Raw genomic sequence first — 14,504 nt, 5'->3', positions numbered from 1 at the left:
TCGCCGTGGGCGGCGTCCGCGGGATGCGGCGCTCCCCGGCCTGTATGAGGATGTGGCGTCGAGCATAGAGCCTGGACAACGTTGTCACGAGGAGAGAGACTGGCGGCACTCTCCGGTCCCGCGCCCCCACCGCCGGCCCGGGCCGTACGCATGCCCCGCACCTCCGGGGCACTTTTCCGCACCTTTCTGGTCGAACGGGGAGACAGCGCACCGATGCACACCGACCTCGCCGCCGCGCTCGACATCGGCGGCACCAAGATCGCCGGAGCGCTGGTCGACGGCCAGGGCACCGTCCTGGTGCGCGCCCAGCGCCCGACGCCCGCCGAGCAGGACGGCGAGACCGTCATGCGGGCCGTCGAAGGCGTGCTGGGGGAGCTGGCCGGCAGTCCCCTGTGGGGGAGGGCGCGGGGCCTGGGCATCGGCAGTGCGGGCCCGGTGGACGCCTCCGCCGGCACGGTCAGCCCGGTCAATGTGCCCGGCTGGCGTGATTTCCCGCTGGTGGAGCGGGTGCGGGCGGTCACCGGGGGGCTGCCCGTGGAGCTGATCGGCGACGGTGTCGCCGTCACCGCCGCCGAGCACTGGCAGGGTGCCGCCCGCGGCCACGACGACGCGCTGTGCATGGTCGTCTCCACCGGCGTCGGCGGAGGCCTCGTCCTCGGCGGCCGGGTGCACCCCGGGCCGACCGGCAACGCCGGGCACATCGGCCACATCAGCGTCGACCTGGACGGCGACCCCTGCCCGTGCGGTTCGCGCGGCTGCGTCGAGCGTCTGGCCAGCGGCCCCAACATCGCGCGCCGCGCCCTGGAGAACGGCTGGCGGCCCGGCCCCGACGGCGACACCACAGCCGCCGCGGTGGCCGCGGCAGCCCGCGCCGGGGACCCGGTGGCCGTGGCGTCCTTCGAGCGGGCGGCCCAGGCCCTGGCAGCCGGTATCGCGGCCACCGCGACGCTCGTCGAGATCGACGTCGCGGTGATCGGCGGCGGCGTCGCCAAGGCCGGGGACGTCCTGTTCACGCCGCTGCGCAGGGCCCTCGCCGACTACGCCACCCTCTCCTTCGTACGGCGTCTGACGGTCGTCCCGGCGCGTACCGGCACCGACGCGGGCCTGGTCGGCGCGGCGGCCTCGATCCTGACCGGCCGTCCGGGAGCCGCCCCGGCCGGCGTGTGACGGCACGGCCGCAGGCCGGGGCCGATGTCGTCCCCGAACGCCGGGCCGGCCGGAGCACGGTCCTGTCCCCGAATGCCGGGCCGGTCGGAAACCCATCCTGTCCCCGAACGCCGGGCCGGTCGGAAACCCATCCCGTCCCCGAACGCCGGGCCGGCCGGAGCACGGTCCCGTCCTCGGACGGCGTGCCCCGTCCCCGCGTACGCAGGGACGGGGCACGAGCCCGCCGTGTGCCCGACGGGTCAGCAGGTCAGCTGCGTCCGCCCAGTCGCCGTGGTCCGAGTCGACCCCGTCGCCCCCGTCGGTCACGACGAGACCGGCGCCAAGGGTTCCGTCGCCTTCGAGGTGCGGGCCTCCCGCTCACCGTCACCGCGCGCGAACAGCGCCGGGAGCGGGACTTCCTGGCCGGCGCGGGCCGGTGGCCTCGGCCCGTGAACCGGACCTCTCGCCCTACGCCCTGGTGGAGGAGCTGCGGGCAGCCCCCCACCGCCCCCGACCACGCCGCACACCCACCGTGTGCCCGTGCGTGACCCCGGTGCCGGTCCGGGCGTTGAACGGGGCATGAAGAAGCGCAGCATGCTCGCCATCGCCTCCCTCGCCACCGGGTTCGTCGTCGCCGCCGTCACCCCGTCCCACGGCCTGGCCGCGCCCGACACCCCCCTCGACGGCCTGAACGTGGGGGACACCCTCAGCGCCCTCGACCACACCGTGGCCGACGAAAGCCTGGACATGGACAAGAACGCCGTGCTCGACGGCGACTGAGCGTCACCGCACCGGCGGCGCCGGGCCCCGTGCGAGGGGTCCGGCGCCGTCCGCTGTCCGGCCGGTATCGCGCCCTCAACTGGATCTGGTTTCCGTGGCAGGGTGGAGCGGGCAAGCCTCAGGGGGCCAACAGAAGAGGGGGACCCGTGATCGTCGTTTGGATCAACGGCGCGTTCGGTGCGGGGAAGACCACCACCGCACGGGAACTGATCGAGCTGATCCCGAACAGCACGCTCTTCGACCCGGAGGTCATCGGCGGCACCCTCACGGACCTGCTGCCGGCCAAACATCTCGCCGAGGTCGGCGACTTCCAGGACCTGCCGATCTGGCGGCGCCTCGTCATCGACACGGCCGCCGCGCTCCTCGCCGAGCTGGGCGGCACCCTCGTCGTCCCCATGACACTGCTCCGGCAGGACTACCGGGACGAGATCTTCGGCGGCCTCGCCGCCCGCCGCATCCCCGTACGGCACCTCGTCCTCACCCCGGCGGAAACGATCCTGCGCGCCCGGATAGCGGGCCGGGAGATACCTCCCGGCCTCCCCGACGGCGAGATACGCGTCCGGCAGTGGGCCTACGACCACATCGAGCCGTACCGCACCGCGCTCGCCACCTGGCTCGCCGCCGACGCCCACCTCGTCGACAACGGCACCCTCACCCCGTACCAGACCGCCGCCCGTATCGCGGAGGCCGTCAGCAGCGGCGCCGCGCCGGCCTGCGACATCGTGCAGACACCCGAGCCGACCGCCGAGACCCTCGCCGCCGGAGTCCTCCTCTTCGACGAACAGGACCGGGTCCTGCTCGTCGACCCCACCTACAAGGCCGGCTGGGAGTTCCCCGGCGGTGTCGTCGAACCCGGCGAGGCCCCCGCCCGCGCCGGGATGCGCGAGGTCACCGAGGAGACCGGGCTGCGCCTGACCGACGTACCCCGCCTCCTCGTCGTCGACTGGGAACGCCCCGCACCGCCCGGCTACGGCGGTCTGCGGCTGCTGTTCGACGGCGGACGCCTGGACTCCGCCGAGGCCGAGCGGCTGCTGCTGCCCGGCCCCGAACTGCGCGGCTGCCGCTTCGTCACCGAACAGGAGGCCGCCGACCTGCTCCCTCCCGTCCGCTACGAACGCCTGCGCTGGGCGCTGCGGGCCCGCGAACGGGGAGCCGCGCTCTACCTGGAGGCGGGCGTCCCGGTCTGACCCGGCGCGGCACCCTCCGTCAGCCGCCCGGTCACCGTGTCCAGCGCGTACCGCACCGCGTCACCCCACTCCTCGACCGGGTCCAGGCTCTCGAAGGCGTGCCGGCCGTTCGGCACGTCGACCACCTCCAGCCGTGCCCCGGCGTCCTTCACGGCCGTACGGAACTCCTCCACACCGGCCGCGAGCGCCGGCGCCTCCCGCCCGGCGCGCAGCAGCACCAGCGGCAGATCACCCGCGCCACAGACCGCGTCGACCGGCCGGAACCGGCCCTTCGGCAGGCCCCAGTCGGGCATCGGGACCAGCAGCGGATAGCTGAACCCCACAGCGCGCAGCCATGCCGGGGGGCTCTCGAGCCATTCCGCGGAGAGCGGCCCGCCGCCGGAGAAGAACCACAGCGCGATCCGCCCGGCGTCCACCCGCGGATCGGACCGGACCAGCTCCACCGCGTCGGCCACGTCCCGCGCCGCCACCGGGTACGCGCCGACGTCGTGCAACCGGTGGTCGACCGTCACACCGATCACCCCGCGCGCGGCGGCGGCGCGGGCGTACCCGACGAGCGTGGGCCACTCGCGGGGTGTGGGCCGCGCCCCCGCCGGCACCGGGCCGCCGTGCACGAACACCACCGCCGGCAGTGGCCCGCCGGCACCGGACGGCACGTACAGGTCGACGTCGCCGCGCCGGTCCCCCGGCACCTCGGGCACCGCCAGCGGGAACGGCCGCAGATGCGCGGGCGGCTTCCCGGCCCCGGCCGCGACCAGCCGTCGGCCCTCGCCCGCCGCCGCCCCCAGCAGCGCCTCCGCCAGGTCGTCCGGGCAGGACAGCATCGGCCAGTGCCCGGTGGGCAGTTCGAAGAAGGTGACACCGGGCGCGGCCAGCGCCCGCATCGCCGGGTCGCCGAAGTCGACCAGCTGTTGCAGCAGCGCGAGGTTCACCCCGGCGGCCGTGCACAGCACACCCGTCGTCGGCACGGAGGCCGCCGCGCCCGTCCGCCTCGGCGGCTGGAGGAGGGTGCCCAGCGGCTGCGGGCGGGCCAGCGCCGTGAGCCGGTCGAGTGCCGCGTCGGAGACGCCCGCGGTGCTGCCCCAGCGCTCCCACTCGGCGCGGCCCGAGGGCGGCGGCAGGACACCACCGCTCTCGCCCGCCCCGGCGCGTTCGGCGAGCCGGGCCCGCAGCTCCTGGTCCGGCACCGCGGCCAGCGCGGGCGATCCCTCCGGCGGCATCGCCGTGTCGACGAACACGATCCGCGCGATCCGGTCGGCGCGCAGGTCCGCCGCGCCCAGCACCGGCCACATGCCGTAGTCGTGGCCGACCAGCACCACGTCCCGTCCGGCCGCGTCGATCGCCGTGAACACCTGCGCGATGTGCGCGTCCAGGTCCGCCGCGCCCGGCGGGCCCTCCAGTCGCACCGGGTGGGCCTCCGCGCCCGCCTCGCCCAGCCGCGCCGCCGTCGCCTCCCACACATGCCCGTCCGTGAACATGCCCGGGACCAGCACGAATGCCGTCATCGCCGTCTCCTCCCGTTCGCCGGTACGACGTTCGCGGGTACGGTAGGAACTCCCCCTGAGGGAGGTTCAACTGCCCATGTCGCCCGACGGCCTGTGGAGCATCGGTGAGCTGGCCGAGCACGCCGGCGTCACCGTCAAGACGGTCCGCTTCTACTCCGACCAGGGGCTGCTGCCGGAGACGGCCCGCAGCTCCGGCGGACACCGCCGCTACGGCCCCGCCGCCCTGGACCGGCTGCGCCTCATCCGCTCCCTGCGCGCCCTGGACCTGCCGCTGCCCGAGGTGCGGCGCGTCCTCGACGAGGAGGACGAGCCGGGCCCCGCCCTCGCCGACGCCGTCGCGGGCCGGCTCCGCGAGGTCCGCACCCAGCTGCGGGCGCTGCGCTGGCGGGAGACCGCGCTGCGGCTGGTGCAGGAGGCGCCGCACGCCGAACGCGCCGACCGGGTGCGGCTGCTCGGGGCCCTGCCGACCCCGCCGACCACCGACGCGCCGGTCCGCTTCTGGCGTGCCTGGCTGCCCGCGCGGATGCCGGCCCGTGCCGTCGACGCCTTCCTCGACGTGGCCGTACCGCAGCCGCCCGACGACCCCCGGCCCGAGCAGGCCCTCGCGTTCGCCCGGCTGCACGCCCTCACCAGCGCGCCCTGTCCCGGCAGGGTCCAGCCCCGCCCGGAGGCGCACCGGCTGGCCGGCGGGCGCGGCGCGGCCGTGCTGTACGCGGGCCTGGCCGAGGCGTACGAGCTGGCCGCCGTACAGCTGCGCCGGGACCGCCGGCCGCGCCCCGGCGAGGCAGTGGACGGTTTCGTCGCCGCGTACGCCGAGGCGTACGGCACCGCCGACACGCCCGGCTTCCGGCGCGCCCTCGCTCCGCAACTGGCCGACGATCCCCGCCTCGACGGGTACTGGCGGCTGGTGTCCGAGATCGTCACCCCGCCCGGTGAGCGCCCCGATCCCACGCCCGGTGAAGCGCACGACTGGCTCCTCGCGGCCCTGCACGCGGACCTCGCCGAGGCCGGGTGAACCGGGCGCTGCCGCCGGGCGGCCGTACCGCTCACGCGAAGGGCCCCCGGCCGGTGCGGCGAGGGGCCCGGGTGACGCGCGTCAACCGTCAGCCGGCGGCGTAGTTGCGCAGGAACAGCGCCTCCGCGACCGACAGGCGCTCCAGCTCCTCGGGGGAGACGCTCTCGTTCACGGCGTGGATCTGCGCCTCCGGCTCGCTCAGGCCGATGAGGAGGATCTCCGCCTGCGGGTACAGGGAGGCGAGGGTGTTGCACAGCGGGATCGAGCCGCCCTGGCCCGCGTACTGCATCTCCTGGCCGGGGTAGGCCACCGCCATCGCCTCCGCCATCGCCCGGTAGGCGGGGCTGGTCGCGTCCGCGCGGAAGGGCTGGCCCTGCCCGACCTGCTCGACGGTGACGCGCGCACCCCACGGCGTGTGCGCCTCGATGTGCGCCTGGAGCAGCTTCGTCGCCTCGGCGGCGTCCACGCCCGGCGGCACCCGCAGGCTGATCAGGGCCCGCGCGCCGGCCTGCACGGACGGTGTGGCGCCGACGACCGGCGGGCAGTCGATGCCGAGGACGGTCACCGCGGGCCGGGCCCAGATGCGGTCGGCGACCGTGCCCGAGCCGATCAGCTCGACCCCGTCGAGGACCTTGGCGTCCGCGCGGAACTCCTCCTCGTCGTACTGGAGCCCGTCCCAGGAGGCGTCCGCGGCGAGACCGTCGACGGTGGTGGAGCCGTCCTCGGCGCGCAACGAGTCCAGGACGCGGATCAGCGCGGCCAGCGCGTCCGGCGCGGCCCCGCCGAACTGCCCTGAGTGCAGGTTGCCCCGGAGAGTGTCGATCTGGACGCGGAGCATGGTCATGCCGCGCAGGGTGGTGGTGACGGTCGGCAGACCGACGCGGAAGTTGCCCGCGTCGCCGATGACGATCGTGTCCGCGGCGAGCAGCTCGGGGTGCTGCTCGGCGTACCGCTCCAGACCGCCCGTGCCCTGCTCCTCCGAGCCCTCGGCGATGACCTTCACGTTGACCGGCACGCCGCCGTCGGCTTTCAGCGCGCGCAGCGCGAGCAGATGCATGATCACGCCGCCCTTGCAGTCGGCGGCGCCGCGCCCGTACCAGCGGCCGTCCCGCTCGGTCAGGGTGAACGGGGGCGTCGCCCAGGCGGACTCGTCCAGCGGGGGCTGCACGTCGTAGTGCGCGTACAGCAGCACCGTCTTCGCGCCCTCGGGGCCGGGCAGGTAGCCGTACACGGACTGCGTGCCGTCGGGCGTGTCGAGCAGGGCGACGTCCTGGAAGCCCTCGGCGGTCAGTGCGTCCGCCACCCAGCGCGCGGCGCCCTCGCTCTCGCTCTTCGGGAACTGGTCGAAGTCCGCCACCGAGCGGAAGGCCACCAGCTCGGCGAGCTCCGCCTTCGCCCGGGGCATCAGCGAGGCGACGGTCTCGGCGACCGGATTCGACGACATGGGCACGCTCCTTGTGGGTGCGACGTTGTACTGGCGTGTACGTGTGCGTACGTCTTGTGCGTTCATCTGCCAACGGTTGACCGTGTGAGCGTACGCCCGTCCCGCGGCGCGGGTCGCATCCCCCTTCCGGCCTCGGTCGACGGGAGTCCGCGATCTCCGCCGTAGGATGCGGTCGACAGCAGCGGCAGCGGCTTGATCGGGAGCGGTAGACCATCGTGAGCAGCGAGAACTCTTCGGCGGACGACGTGCGGCAGGTGTGGGACGTCGTCGTGGTGGGCGCGGGACCCGCCGGGGCATCGGCCGCCTACGCGGCCGCGGTGGCGGGGCGGCGCGTTCTGCTGCTGGAGAAGGCGGAGCTGCCGCGCTACAAGACGTGCGGCGGCGGCATCATCGGCCCGTCCCGTGACGCGCTGCCGCCCGGTTTCGATCTGCCGCTGCGGGACCGTGTGCACGCGGTGACGTTCTCGCACAACGGCCGTTTCGCCCGCACGCGCCGCTCCAAGCAGATGCTGTTCGGCCTGATCAACCGGCCGGAGTTCGACCAGCAGCTGGTGGAGCACGCCCAGAAGGCGGGCGCCGAGCTGCGCACCGGTGCGACGGTGCAGCGGGTCGAGCAGCACGGCTCGGCGGTGCCCGACCGCCGTACGGTCGCCGTGGTGTTGCAGGGCGGCGAGACCGTGCTGGCCCGCGCGGTCGTCGGCGCCGACGGCAGCGCCAGCCGCATAGGGGCGCACGTCGGCGTCAAGCTCGACCAGGTGGACCTGGGTCTGGAGGCGGAGATCCCGGTGCCGGAGACCGTCGCCGAGGACTGGAAGGGCCGCGTCCTGATCGACTGGGGGCCGATGCCGGGCTCGTACGGCTGGGTGTTCCCCAAGGGCGACACGCTCACCGTCGGTGTCATCTCGCGGCGCGGCGAGGGCGCCGCGACCAAGCGGTATCTGGAGGACTTCATCGGCCGGCTCGGCCTCGCCGGGTTCGAACCGAGCATCTCCTCGGGACATCTGACGCGCTGCCGCGCCGACGACTCGCCGCTGTCGCGCGGCCGGGTGCTGGTGTGCGGGGACGCTGCCGGTCTGCTGGAGCCGTGGACCCGTGAGGGCATCTCGTTCGCGCTCAGGTCGGGCCGGCTCGCGGGGGAGTGGGCGGTGCGCATCGCGGAGGCGCACGACGCGGTGGACACGCGGCGTCAGGCCCTCAACTACGCGTTCGCCGTGAAGGCCGGCCTGGGCGTGGAGATGGCCGTCGGCAAGCGGCTGCTGGCCGCGTTCGAGCGGCGCCCGGGTGTGTTCCACGCGGCGCTGACCGGGTTCCGGCCGGCGTGGAAGGCGTTCATGGACATAACGCGCGGCGCCACGTCGCTGGGCGAGCTGGTCCGCACCCGGCCGATCGCGCAGCGCGCCCTGATGCTGCTGGACCGCCGCCCGGAGCCGGACGGGTCCGAGGACTGAGCCACGGCACGGGCGGGGGCCGGAGCACCGGCCCCTCAGCCCGCCGACGTGATCCGGAACACCGGGTGGTCCGGGGCGATGCGGCGCAGGTCGTCGTCGGACGAGTCAGGGCCGACCTCGTCGAAGAACACGCCGACCTCGGCCTTCCACCGCTTCAGATAGGCGCGCAGCACCGCGGGCTTGTCGTCGTCGGCGACCTCGGCGGCGGTGAACTCCTCGACGTGCTTGCCGAGCAGCAGCCGGCCGCCGCCGGCCGCGCGCATGTTGTGCGTCCACTGGACGTGGCCGCGCGGGGCGACGAGGTAGCGCTCGCCGTCGAGGGTGAGGACATTGACCGGCGTGGTGCGCCACGCGCCGCTCTTGCGGCCGCGCACGGCCAGCACACGGGAGCCCCAGACGCTGATGCCGCGGCGGGTCAGCCATGCGACGAAGGGGTTCATGACCCGGACGGTGATGAAGCCGGGCTTGCGGACGTGCGTGGACCGGGCCGGTGCGGGCTGTGCGGACGCGGTGCCGGTGGACGGCGCCGGCGCGGTGGTGGCGGTCGTGGTCGTGGACATGGTGGCCCCCTGAGACAATCGGGTGAGCGCTGCTCTCTTCTGTGAGCAGTGCTCTCGACACCTCCAGTGTGCATGCTCTGTGCGCCCTTCGCAAGAGCAGTGCTCTCTCTTGTGTGCACTGCTCTCAATCCATGGCAGACTGATGCCCATGACCAGCTCCCCGTCGGCCCCCCTCGGCGCCCGCGCCCGCGCCCGTACCGAAGTCACCGCCGCCATCAAGGACGCCGCCCGCCGGCAGCTCGCCGCCGAGGGCGCCGCCCGGCTGTCGCTGCGCGCCGTCGCCCGTGAACTCGGCATGGTCTCCTCGGCGCTCTACCGCTACTTCCCGAGCCGCGACGACCTGCTGACCGCCCTCATCACCGACGCCTACGACTCCCTCGGCGAGGCGGCCGAGACCGCGCACGCCAGGGTCGCCGACGCCGCGTCGCTGCGCCGCTGGACGGCGGTCTGCGAGGCGGTACGGCACTGGGCGCTGGCCCACCCGCACGAGTACGCCCTGATCTACGGCACCCCGGTCCCCGGCTACAGCGCCCCCGACGCCACCGTCCCGGCCGCCTCCCGCGTCGGTCTGCTGCTGCTCGGCGTGGCACGCGACGCGCACGAGCGGGGCGAGCTGACCGCCCCGCCCCTGCCGCCCGAACTGGCGCCGGAGGCCGACCGGATGGCCGCCGACCTCGCCCCCGGGCTGCCGCCCGCCGCGATGCCGTCGCTGATCGCCGCCTGGGCCCAGCTGTTCGGCCTGGTCGGCTTCGAGCTGTTCGGACAGTTCGAACGGGTCGTGGAGGCCCGCGAGGAGTTCTTTCGGCACGCGGCGGTACGGCTCGGCAGAGCGGCCGGGCTGACCGGCGAGGACACCTGACCGGGCGCCCGCCGCACCGCCGTACCCGGGCGTCCCGTGCCGTCCCTCGCCGGATCGTGCCGCCGGGCCTGCGCCTTACCTCCGAGGTCATCGACCCGCCCGCTGCCGCGATGCCACGATCACCGTGTCAGCAGCGGTACCACCGACCAGGAGGACACCCATGACCGCCTACGCCATCGCCCGCCTCGCGCCGACGACCCCGCACCCGGAGGTCGCCGAGTACATCGAGCGGATCACCGCGACCTTCGAGCCGTACGGCGGGCGCTTCCTCGTCCACGGGACCGCGCACGAGGTGATGGAGGGCAGCTGGCCCGGGTATGTCGTGGTGATGTCCTTCCCCGGCATGGCCGAGGCCCGCGCCTGGTGGGACTCGCCCGCCTACCGGGAGATCGCCCCGCTGCGTTCCCGGCACATCGACAGCGACATCGTGTTCGTGCCCGGCGTCCCCGACGGGTACGACCCCGCCGCCACGGCCCGCGCCATGCGCGAGGCGCTCCCCGCCGCCCACTGAACCCCGCCCGACCCGGCCGGCACCGGTGCCGTACGGCACGGGCGGGTACTTCGCCGGGAGTACGTGTGACCACCACGCGCGGGTGACGCCTCCCGCGCGGCCCGGCGTCTAGCGTGGCGGGCATGGACGAGCAGCGCGTACGCGGAGCGGGCCGGCCGCCGCGGCGGCGGTACGGGCCGCCCTGGTGGTGGGAGCGCCGGGACCACGAGGGGAGCCCCGGCGCGGGCGACGGCGACGCGACACCCGGCCGTGCCCGCCTGCCCTGGCCGTCCACGGCCGCCGTCACCGTCCTCGTCCTGCTCGGCACGCACTTCGCGGCCCAGCAGCAGCACGGCGAGCGGACCGCCCTGGACCCGTTCGGACGCGCGCTGCTGGTCGTGGCCTGCCTGCAACTGCTGTGGCGCCACCGCCATCCGGTGGCGGTCGTCCACGGCACCGCCGCCACGGCCCTCGTCTACGTGGCCGCCGGATACCCGTACGGGCCCCTGTTCGTCGCCGTCGCAGTCGCCTGCTTCAGCGCCGTCGTCGCCGGTCACCGCTACGCGGCCTGGTCGGCCGTCGGGCTGCTGTGGGCCGGGCACCTGCTGGTCGCGCACTGGCTGTACCGATGGCTGCCGCCGGCCGGGGACGAGGCGGCCGGCTGGGGCCAGGAACTCCCCGTCGCCGCCTGGGTGGTGGCGATCGTCGCCGTCGCGGAGCTGATCCGCGCCCGCCGCGAACAGTGGGCACGCGAACGCGCCGAACGCGCCCAGGCGGCCCGGCGGCGCGCCGACGAGGAACGCCTGAGGATCGCCCGCGAACTGCACGACGTCCTCGCGCACAGCATCTCCGTCATCAACGTCCAGGCGGGCGTCGGACTCGCCCTGCTCGACTCCGACCCCGAACAGGCACGCACGGCACTGACCACCATCAAGGCCAAGAGCAAGGAAGCACTCGGCGAGGTACGGCAGGTGCTCGACACCCTGCGCGCCCCCGGCGCCGCCCCGCGCACCCCCGCGCCCGGCCTGGACAGGCTCCCCGAACTGGTGGAGCAGGCGGCGAGCGCCGGACTGGCCGTCGAGGTCGACGGACATGCGCCGAAGCTGCCGCCGGGCGCGGACCTCGCCGCGTTCCGCATCGTGCAGGAGGCCCTCACCAACGTCGTACGCCACTCCGGTTCACGCCACGCGCGCGTACGGCTGGAGCAGACGCCCGGGGCGCTGCGGCTGACCGTGGACGACGACGGGCCCGCGACCGGCGACGACGCGGGCGGCAGCGGCAACGGACTCGCCGGCATGCGGGAGCGTGCGGTTGCGCTCGGTGGCACGATCGAGGCGGGGCCGCGCCCCGACGGCGGCTTCCGGGTGCTCGCCGTCCTGCCGCTCGACACCGAGGAGGACAGCCGGTGATCCGCGTACTGCTCGCCGACGACCAGTCACTGGTACGAGCCGGATTCCGCGCCCTGCTGGACGCGCAGCCCGACATCGAGGTCGCGGGGGAGGCCGCCGACGGCGAGGAGGCGCTGCGGATGACCCGTGAACTGCGCCCGGACGTCGTGCTGATGGACATCCGGATGCCGCTGCTCGACGGGCTGGCCGCGACCCGGCGCATCACCGGCGACGACACCCTGGACGGGGTGCGCGTGGTCATGCTGACCACGTTCGAGCTCGACGAGTACGTCTTCGAGGCGATCCGGGCCGGCGCCTCCGGCTTCCTGGTGAAGGACACCGAACCGGAGGAACTGCTGCGCGCCGTCCGGGCTGTGGTGGCCGGTGACGCGCTGCTCTCGCCCGGTGTGACGCGCCGTCTGATCGCGGAGTTCGCGGCCCGCTCCAAGGAACCGGCCGCGGCGGACGCGCTCGCGCGGCTCACCGAGCGGGAACGGGAGGTGATGGCGCTGGTCGGCATCGGCCTGTCCAACGAGGAGATCGCCCGCCGCCTGGTGGTGAGCCCGCTCACCGCGAAGACGCACGTGAGCCGGGCGATGGTGAAGCTGGGCGCCCGCGACCGGGCCCAACTGGTCGTCCTGGCCTACGAGTCGGGCCTGGTGCGCCCCGGCTGGCTGGGCTGAACCCCCCGACCCGCGGCTGATCCGCCCGACCGATCCGGCCGTCCGGATGCCTGGTCGGGGCCGCCCAGCAGCGAGGCGGGGCGCGAACACACCGAGGGCCGCCAGGAAGACCTGACGCCGGCCCAGAAGGTCGGCCGTGCGGCCGACCGGCAGGAGGAGACCGCCGTGGCCGAGGATGCAGCCGCTGACGATCCACTGAAGTGTCGAGGTGGACAGATGCAGAGCGGAGCCGATCGACGGCAGGGCCACGCCGACCATCGGCACATCCAGCGCGTCCAGGAACATCGCGGCGCAGAGCACGAGCAGGGTGCCCCACAGCCGGGGGCTCCAGCGGTGCTCCGGCACAGAGGCCGCGGGGGTGGTGAGCGGAGAGGTCATGCCCGAGGGGACGCGCGCTGCACGACGAGGTACGCCCGGTGCAGCGCGCGGTGCTCTCACGGATGCTGACGGACCGACGGCATCGGCCTGCCGGAGATGAACCGCCCGCCGCGGCCCGACGGCCGTGTCCGTCTGCCCCGTCCCGCCGCCGCGTCAGACGACGGCGGAGGTCTCCCGCCACAGTGCGGCCAGTGCCGCGTCCCCCGTGATCTCGGGCACCGGCACCCTGTTCCACAGCGCCAGATACAACCGCCCGGCCGGACCGGCCAGTTCGGCGTCGGCGGGGCCGGAGCCCCCGAGCGTGGTGACGGGGGGCTCCGCCGACAGCCGTACCGTCCACACCGCGTCCGTGTCCGTCGCCCGCACCCGCAGCATCCTCGGTTCGGCGCTGCGCACCCGGCTGCGGGGCCGGGCGTGGAATCCGCGCAACAGCTCGTCGATGCCGTCGGCGGCGAACTCGGCGCCGACGGGCGAGGGTTCACCGCCGCGGGCGGTCTCCGCGTCGTACCGGTGGACGGCTGTCTCGTGCGCCTGCCGCCGCGTCCAGAACGCCAGCGGTGACGGCGACGGCAGGGGCGCCGGATGGAACGTCCAGGCGTCCGTGTCGGGCGGGGCCGCGGCCAGCGTCTCCACCAGCAGGCGATGACTCTCCCGGTACCAGGCCACCAGCTCCGCCCCGTCCAGCTCCGCCGGTCCCTCGCCGATCGGCCGGGCCGAGGTGTGCCGCTCCGCCACATAGGCCGTCGCCCAGCGGTGCACCGCGCCGGTGTGCCGCAGCAGATCCCGCACCTGCCACCCCGGGCACGTCGGCACCTTCGCGTCCGTGCCGGCCGCCTCGGCGGCAGCGGCCAGGGACCGGCCTTCCCGGTCCAGGATCTCCAGATGTTCGGCTGTCTCCATGGGGTGGAGTGTGCAGCATCGGCCGGGGGTGTCCGCAGGGAGTTTCACGGGGCGGACGGGTCGGACCCGTCGGTCGGGCGGGTCTCGCCGGTCGGGTACGACGGAAGCGGCGGGGCGGTCCTGGCGGAGAGGGCTGCCGAGGCGGTGGGGGTACGACGCTGCGGGTCCGGTGTCCGGCGGCGCTCCCCGGCGCGATGCCGACGCCGACGGGACGGACGCGCGCGCCACTGGCTGCGGGGTGCGGGGTGCGGGATGCCGGATGGGAGGGTGCGTCGTAGGCGACCCCCACGCCCTGCTTCCGCGGGCCGGACCGCCTCGGGGCCGCCGGGATCGGCACGAACCACCTCCAGGCGGAGGTGGCCGGGGGCGCGCGCTGACGACCGTGGGCGCGGGACGCCGGCTCCGGTCCGGGGCGCGGGGCTCGGGGATCTTCAAGGCTCGCTTTAGACGTTGTTTCAGTTGGTGAGTCGGCGGTAGCTGATGAGGGCTGCGGCGATGCCGACGAAGGCCAGGAAGTGCTCGGCCTTTCGCTCGTAGCGGCGGTGCAGGCGTCGGCATCCGGCCAGCCAGGAGACCGTTCTCTCAACGACCCAACGGTGTCGGCCGAGCCGCGTGGACGACTCGATGCCTTTGCGGGCGATGCGGTGACGGATGCGACGCTCGCGAAGCCATTCCCGCAGGTGGTCGTAGTCGTAGCCCTTGTCGGCGTGGAGTTTGGCCG

At 74.8% G+C, this 14,504-nt stretch carries 14 protein-coding genes and 1 pseudogene; 9 read left to right on the top strand and 6 right to left on the bottom strand.

Annotation, left to right across the window (positions count from 1 at the left end):
- The first annotated feature begins 213 nt into the window (after nucleotides 1-213).
- The 3 genes from MTQ10_RS03535 to MTQ10_RS03525 all read left to right on the top strand — a co-directional run bounded on the left by MTQ10_RS03535 (nucleotide 214) and on the right by MTQ10_RS03525 (nucleotide 3,113).
- Nucleotides 214-1,167 (top strand): ROK family protein, encoded by a 954-nt coding sequence (locus MTQ10_RS03535; RefSeq protein WP_247462080.1) that lies wholly within the window; start codon nucleotides 214-216, stop codon nucleotides 1,165-1,167.
- Nucleotides 1,168-1,725: 558 nt separating this feature from the next.
- A complete protein-coding gene (locus tag MTQ10_RS03530) occupies nucleotides 1,726-1,926 on the top strand; it encodes a hypothetical protein (protein WP_247462078.1) in 201 nt (66 codons plus the stop codon).
- Nucleotides 1,927-2,072: 146 nt separating this feature from the next.
- The gene (locus MTQ10_RS03525; RefSeq protein WP_247462077.1) at nucleotides 2,073-3,113 is read left to right on the top strand and encodes an NUDIX hydrolase; all 1,041 of its coding nucleotides are present in this window, start codon (nucleotides 2,073-2,075) and stop codon (nucleotides 3,111-3,113) included.
- Here MTQ10_RS03525 and MTQ10_RS03520 read toward each other — a convergent pair.
- A complete protein-coding gene (locus tag MTQ10_RS03520; protein ID WP_247462075.1) occupies nucleotides 3,086-4,618 on the bottom strand; it encodes an alpha/beta fold hydrolase in 1,533 nt (510 codons plus the stop codon). The genes MTQ10_RS03525 and MTQ10_RS03520 overlap by 28 nt on opposite strands.
- A 76-nt stretch (nucleotides 4,619-4,694) precedes the next feature.
- Here MTQ10_RS03520 and MTQ10_RS03515 point away from each other — a divergent pair, with 76 nt between their 5' ends.
- On the top strand, nucleotides 4,695-5,633 hold the full coding sequence (locus MTQ10_RS03515) for a helix-turn-helix domain-containing protein (protein WP_374117557.1): 939 nt from the start codon (nucleotides 4,695-4,697) through the stop codon (nucleotides 5,631-5,633).
- An 88-nt stretch (nucleotides 5,634-5,721) separates the two neighbouring features.
- Here MTQ10_RS03515 and MTQ10_RS03510 read toward each other — a convergent pair whose 3' ends face one another.
- The gene (locus MTQ10_RS03510) at nucleotides 5,722-7,077 is read right to left on the bottom strand and encodes a dipeptidase (RefSeq protein ID WP_247462073.1); all 1,356 of its coding nucleotides are present in this window, start codon (nucleotides 7,075-7,077) and stop codon (nucleotides 5,722-5,724) included.
- 215 nt (nucleotides 7,078-7,292) lie between these two features.
- Between MTQ10_RS03510 and MTQ10_RS03505 the strand changes: the two genes are divergently transcribed.
- Nucleotides 7,293-8,525 carry a geranylgeranyl reductase family protein gene (locus MTQ10_RS03505; RefSeq protein WP_247462071.1) on the top strand — a complete coding sequence of 411 codons (1,233 nt, stop codon included), beginning with the start codon at nucleotides 7,293-7,295 and terminating at the stop codon, nucleotides 8,523-8,525.
- A gap of 35 nt (nucleotides 8,526-8,560) precedes the next feature.
- Here MTQ10_RS03505 and MTQ10_RS03500 read toward each other — a convergent pair whose 3' ends face one another.
- Nucleotides 8,561-8,965 carry a nitroreductase family deazaflavin-dependent oxidoreductase gene (locus MTQ10_RS03500; RefSeq protein WP_247462131.1) on the bottom strand — a complete coding sequence of 135 codons (405 nt, stop codon included), beginning with the start codon at nucleotides 8,963-8,965 and terminating at the stop codon, nucleotides 8,561-8,563.
- Between the two features lie 268 nt (nucleotides 8,966-9,233).
- On the opposite strand from MTQ10_RS03500, the gene MTQ10_RS03495 reads away from it, so the two are divergent.
- From MTQ10_RS03495 to MTQ10_RS03480, 4 genes are all read left to right on the top strand, one after another.
- Nucleotides 9,234-9,944, top strand: a complete 711-nt coding sequence (locus MTQ10_RS03495; protein ID WP_247462069.1) for a TetR/AcrR family transcriptional regulator — start codon at nucleotides 9,234-9,236, stop codon at nucleotides 9,942-9,944.
- A gap of 160 nt (nucleotides 9,945-10,104) precedes the next feature.
- Nucleotides 10,105-10,455, top strand: a complete 351-nt coding sequence (locus MTQ10_RS03490; protein WP_247462067.1) for a DUF1330 domain-containing protein — start codon at nucleotides 10,105-10,107, stop codon at nucleotides 10,453-10,455.
- 122 nt (nucleotides 10,456-10,577) lie between these two features.
- A complete protein-coding gene (locus MTQ10_RS03485; RefSeq protein ID WP_247462065.1) occupies nucleotides 10,578-11,843 on the top strand; it encodes a sensor histidine kinase in 1,266 nt (421 codons plus the stop codon).
- Nucleotides 11,840-12,505 carry a response regulator gene (locus tag MTQ10_RS03480; RefSeq protein WP_247462064.1) on the top strand — a complete coding sequence of 222 codons (666 nt, stop codon included), beginning with the start codon at nucleotides 11,840-11,842 and terminating at the stop codon, nucleotides 12,503-12,505. Before MTQ10_RS03485 ends, MTQ10_RS03480 begins: the two co-directional genes overlap by 4 nt.
- A gap of 59 nt (nucleotides 12,506-12,564) precedes the next feature.
- Here MTQ10_RS03480 and MTQ10_RS03475 read toward each other — a convergent pair.
- The 3 genes and pseudogenes from MTQ10_RS03475 to MTQ10_RS03465 form a co-directional block, all read right to left on the bottom strand.
- Nucleotides 12,565-12,883, bottom strand: a pseudogene (locus MTQ10_RS03475) (MFS transporter); the annotation flags it as partial.
- 153 nt (nucleotides 12,884-13,036) lie between these two features.
- Entirely contained in the window at nucleotides 13,037-13,783 is a 747-nt protein-coding gene (locus MTQ10_RS03470; protein ID WP_247462062.1) for a maleylpyruvate isomerase family mycothiol-dependent enzyme, read from the bottom strand.
- A 455-nt stretch (nucleotides 13,784-14,238) separates the two neighbouring features.
- On the bottom strand, nucleotides 14,239-14,504 hold a 266-nt coding region (locus MTQ10_RS03465), incomplete at its 5' end, for a transposase (protein WP_247462060.1).

Origin of the sequence: Streptomyces sp. XM83C (assembly GCF_023072675.1) — a bacterium.
GTDB classification, from domain to species: Bacteria; Actinomycetota; Actinomycetes; order Streptomycetales; family Streptomycetaceae; genus Streptomyces; species Streptomyces thermocoprophilus.
The sequence above is the reverse complement of the archived record's forward strand: the minus strand, read 5'-3'. Positions and strand labels throughout refer to the sequence as shown.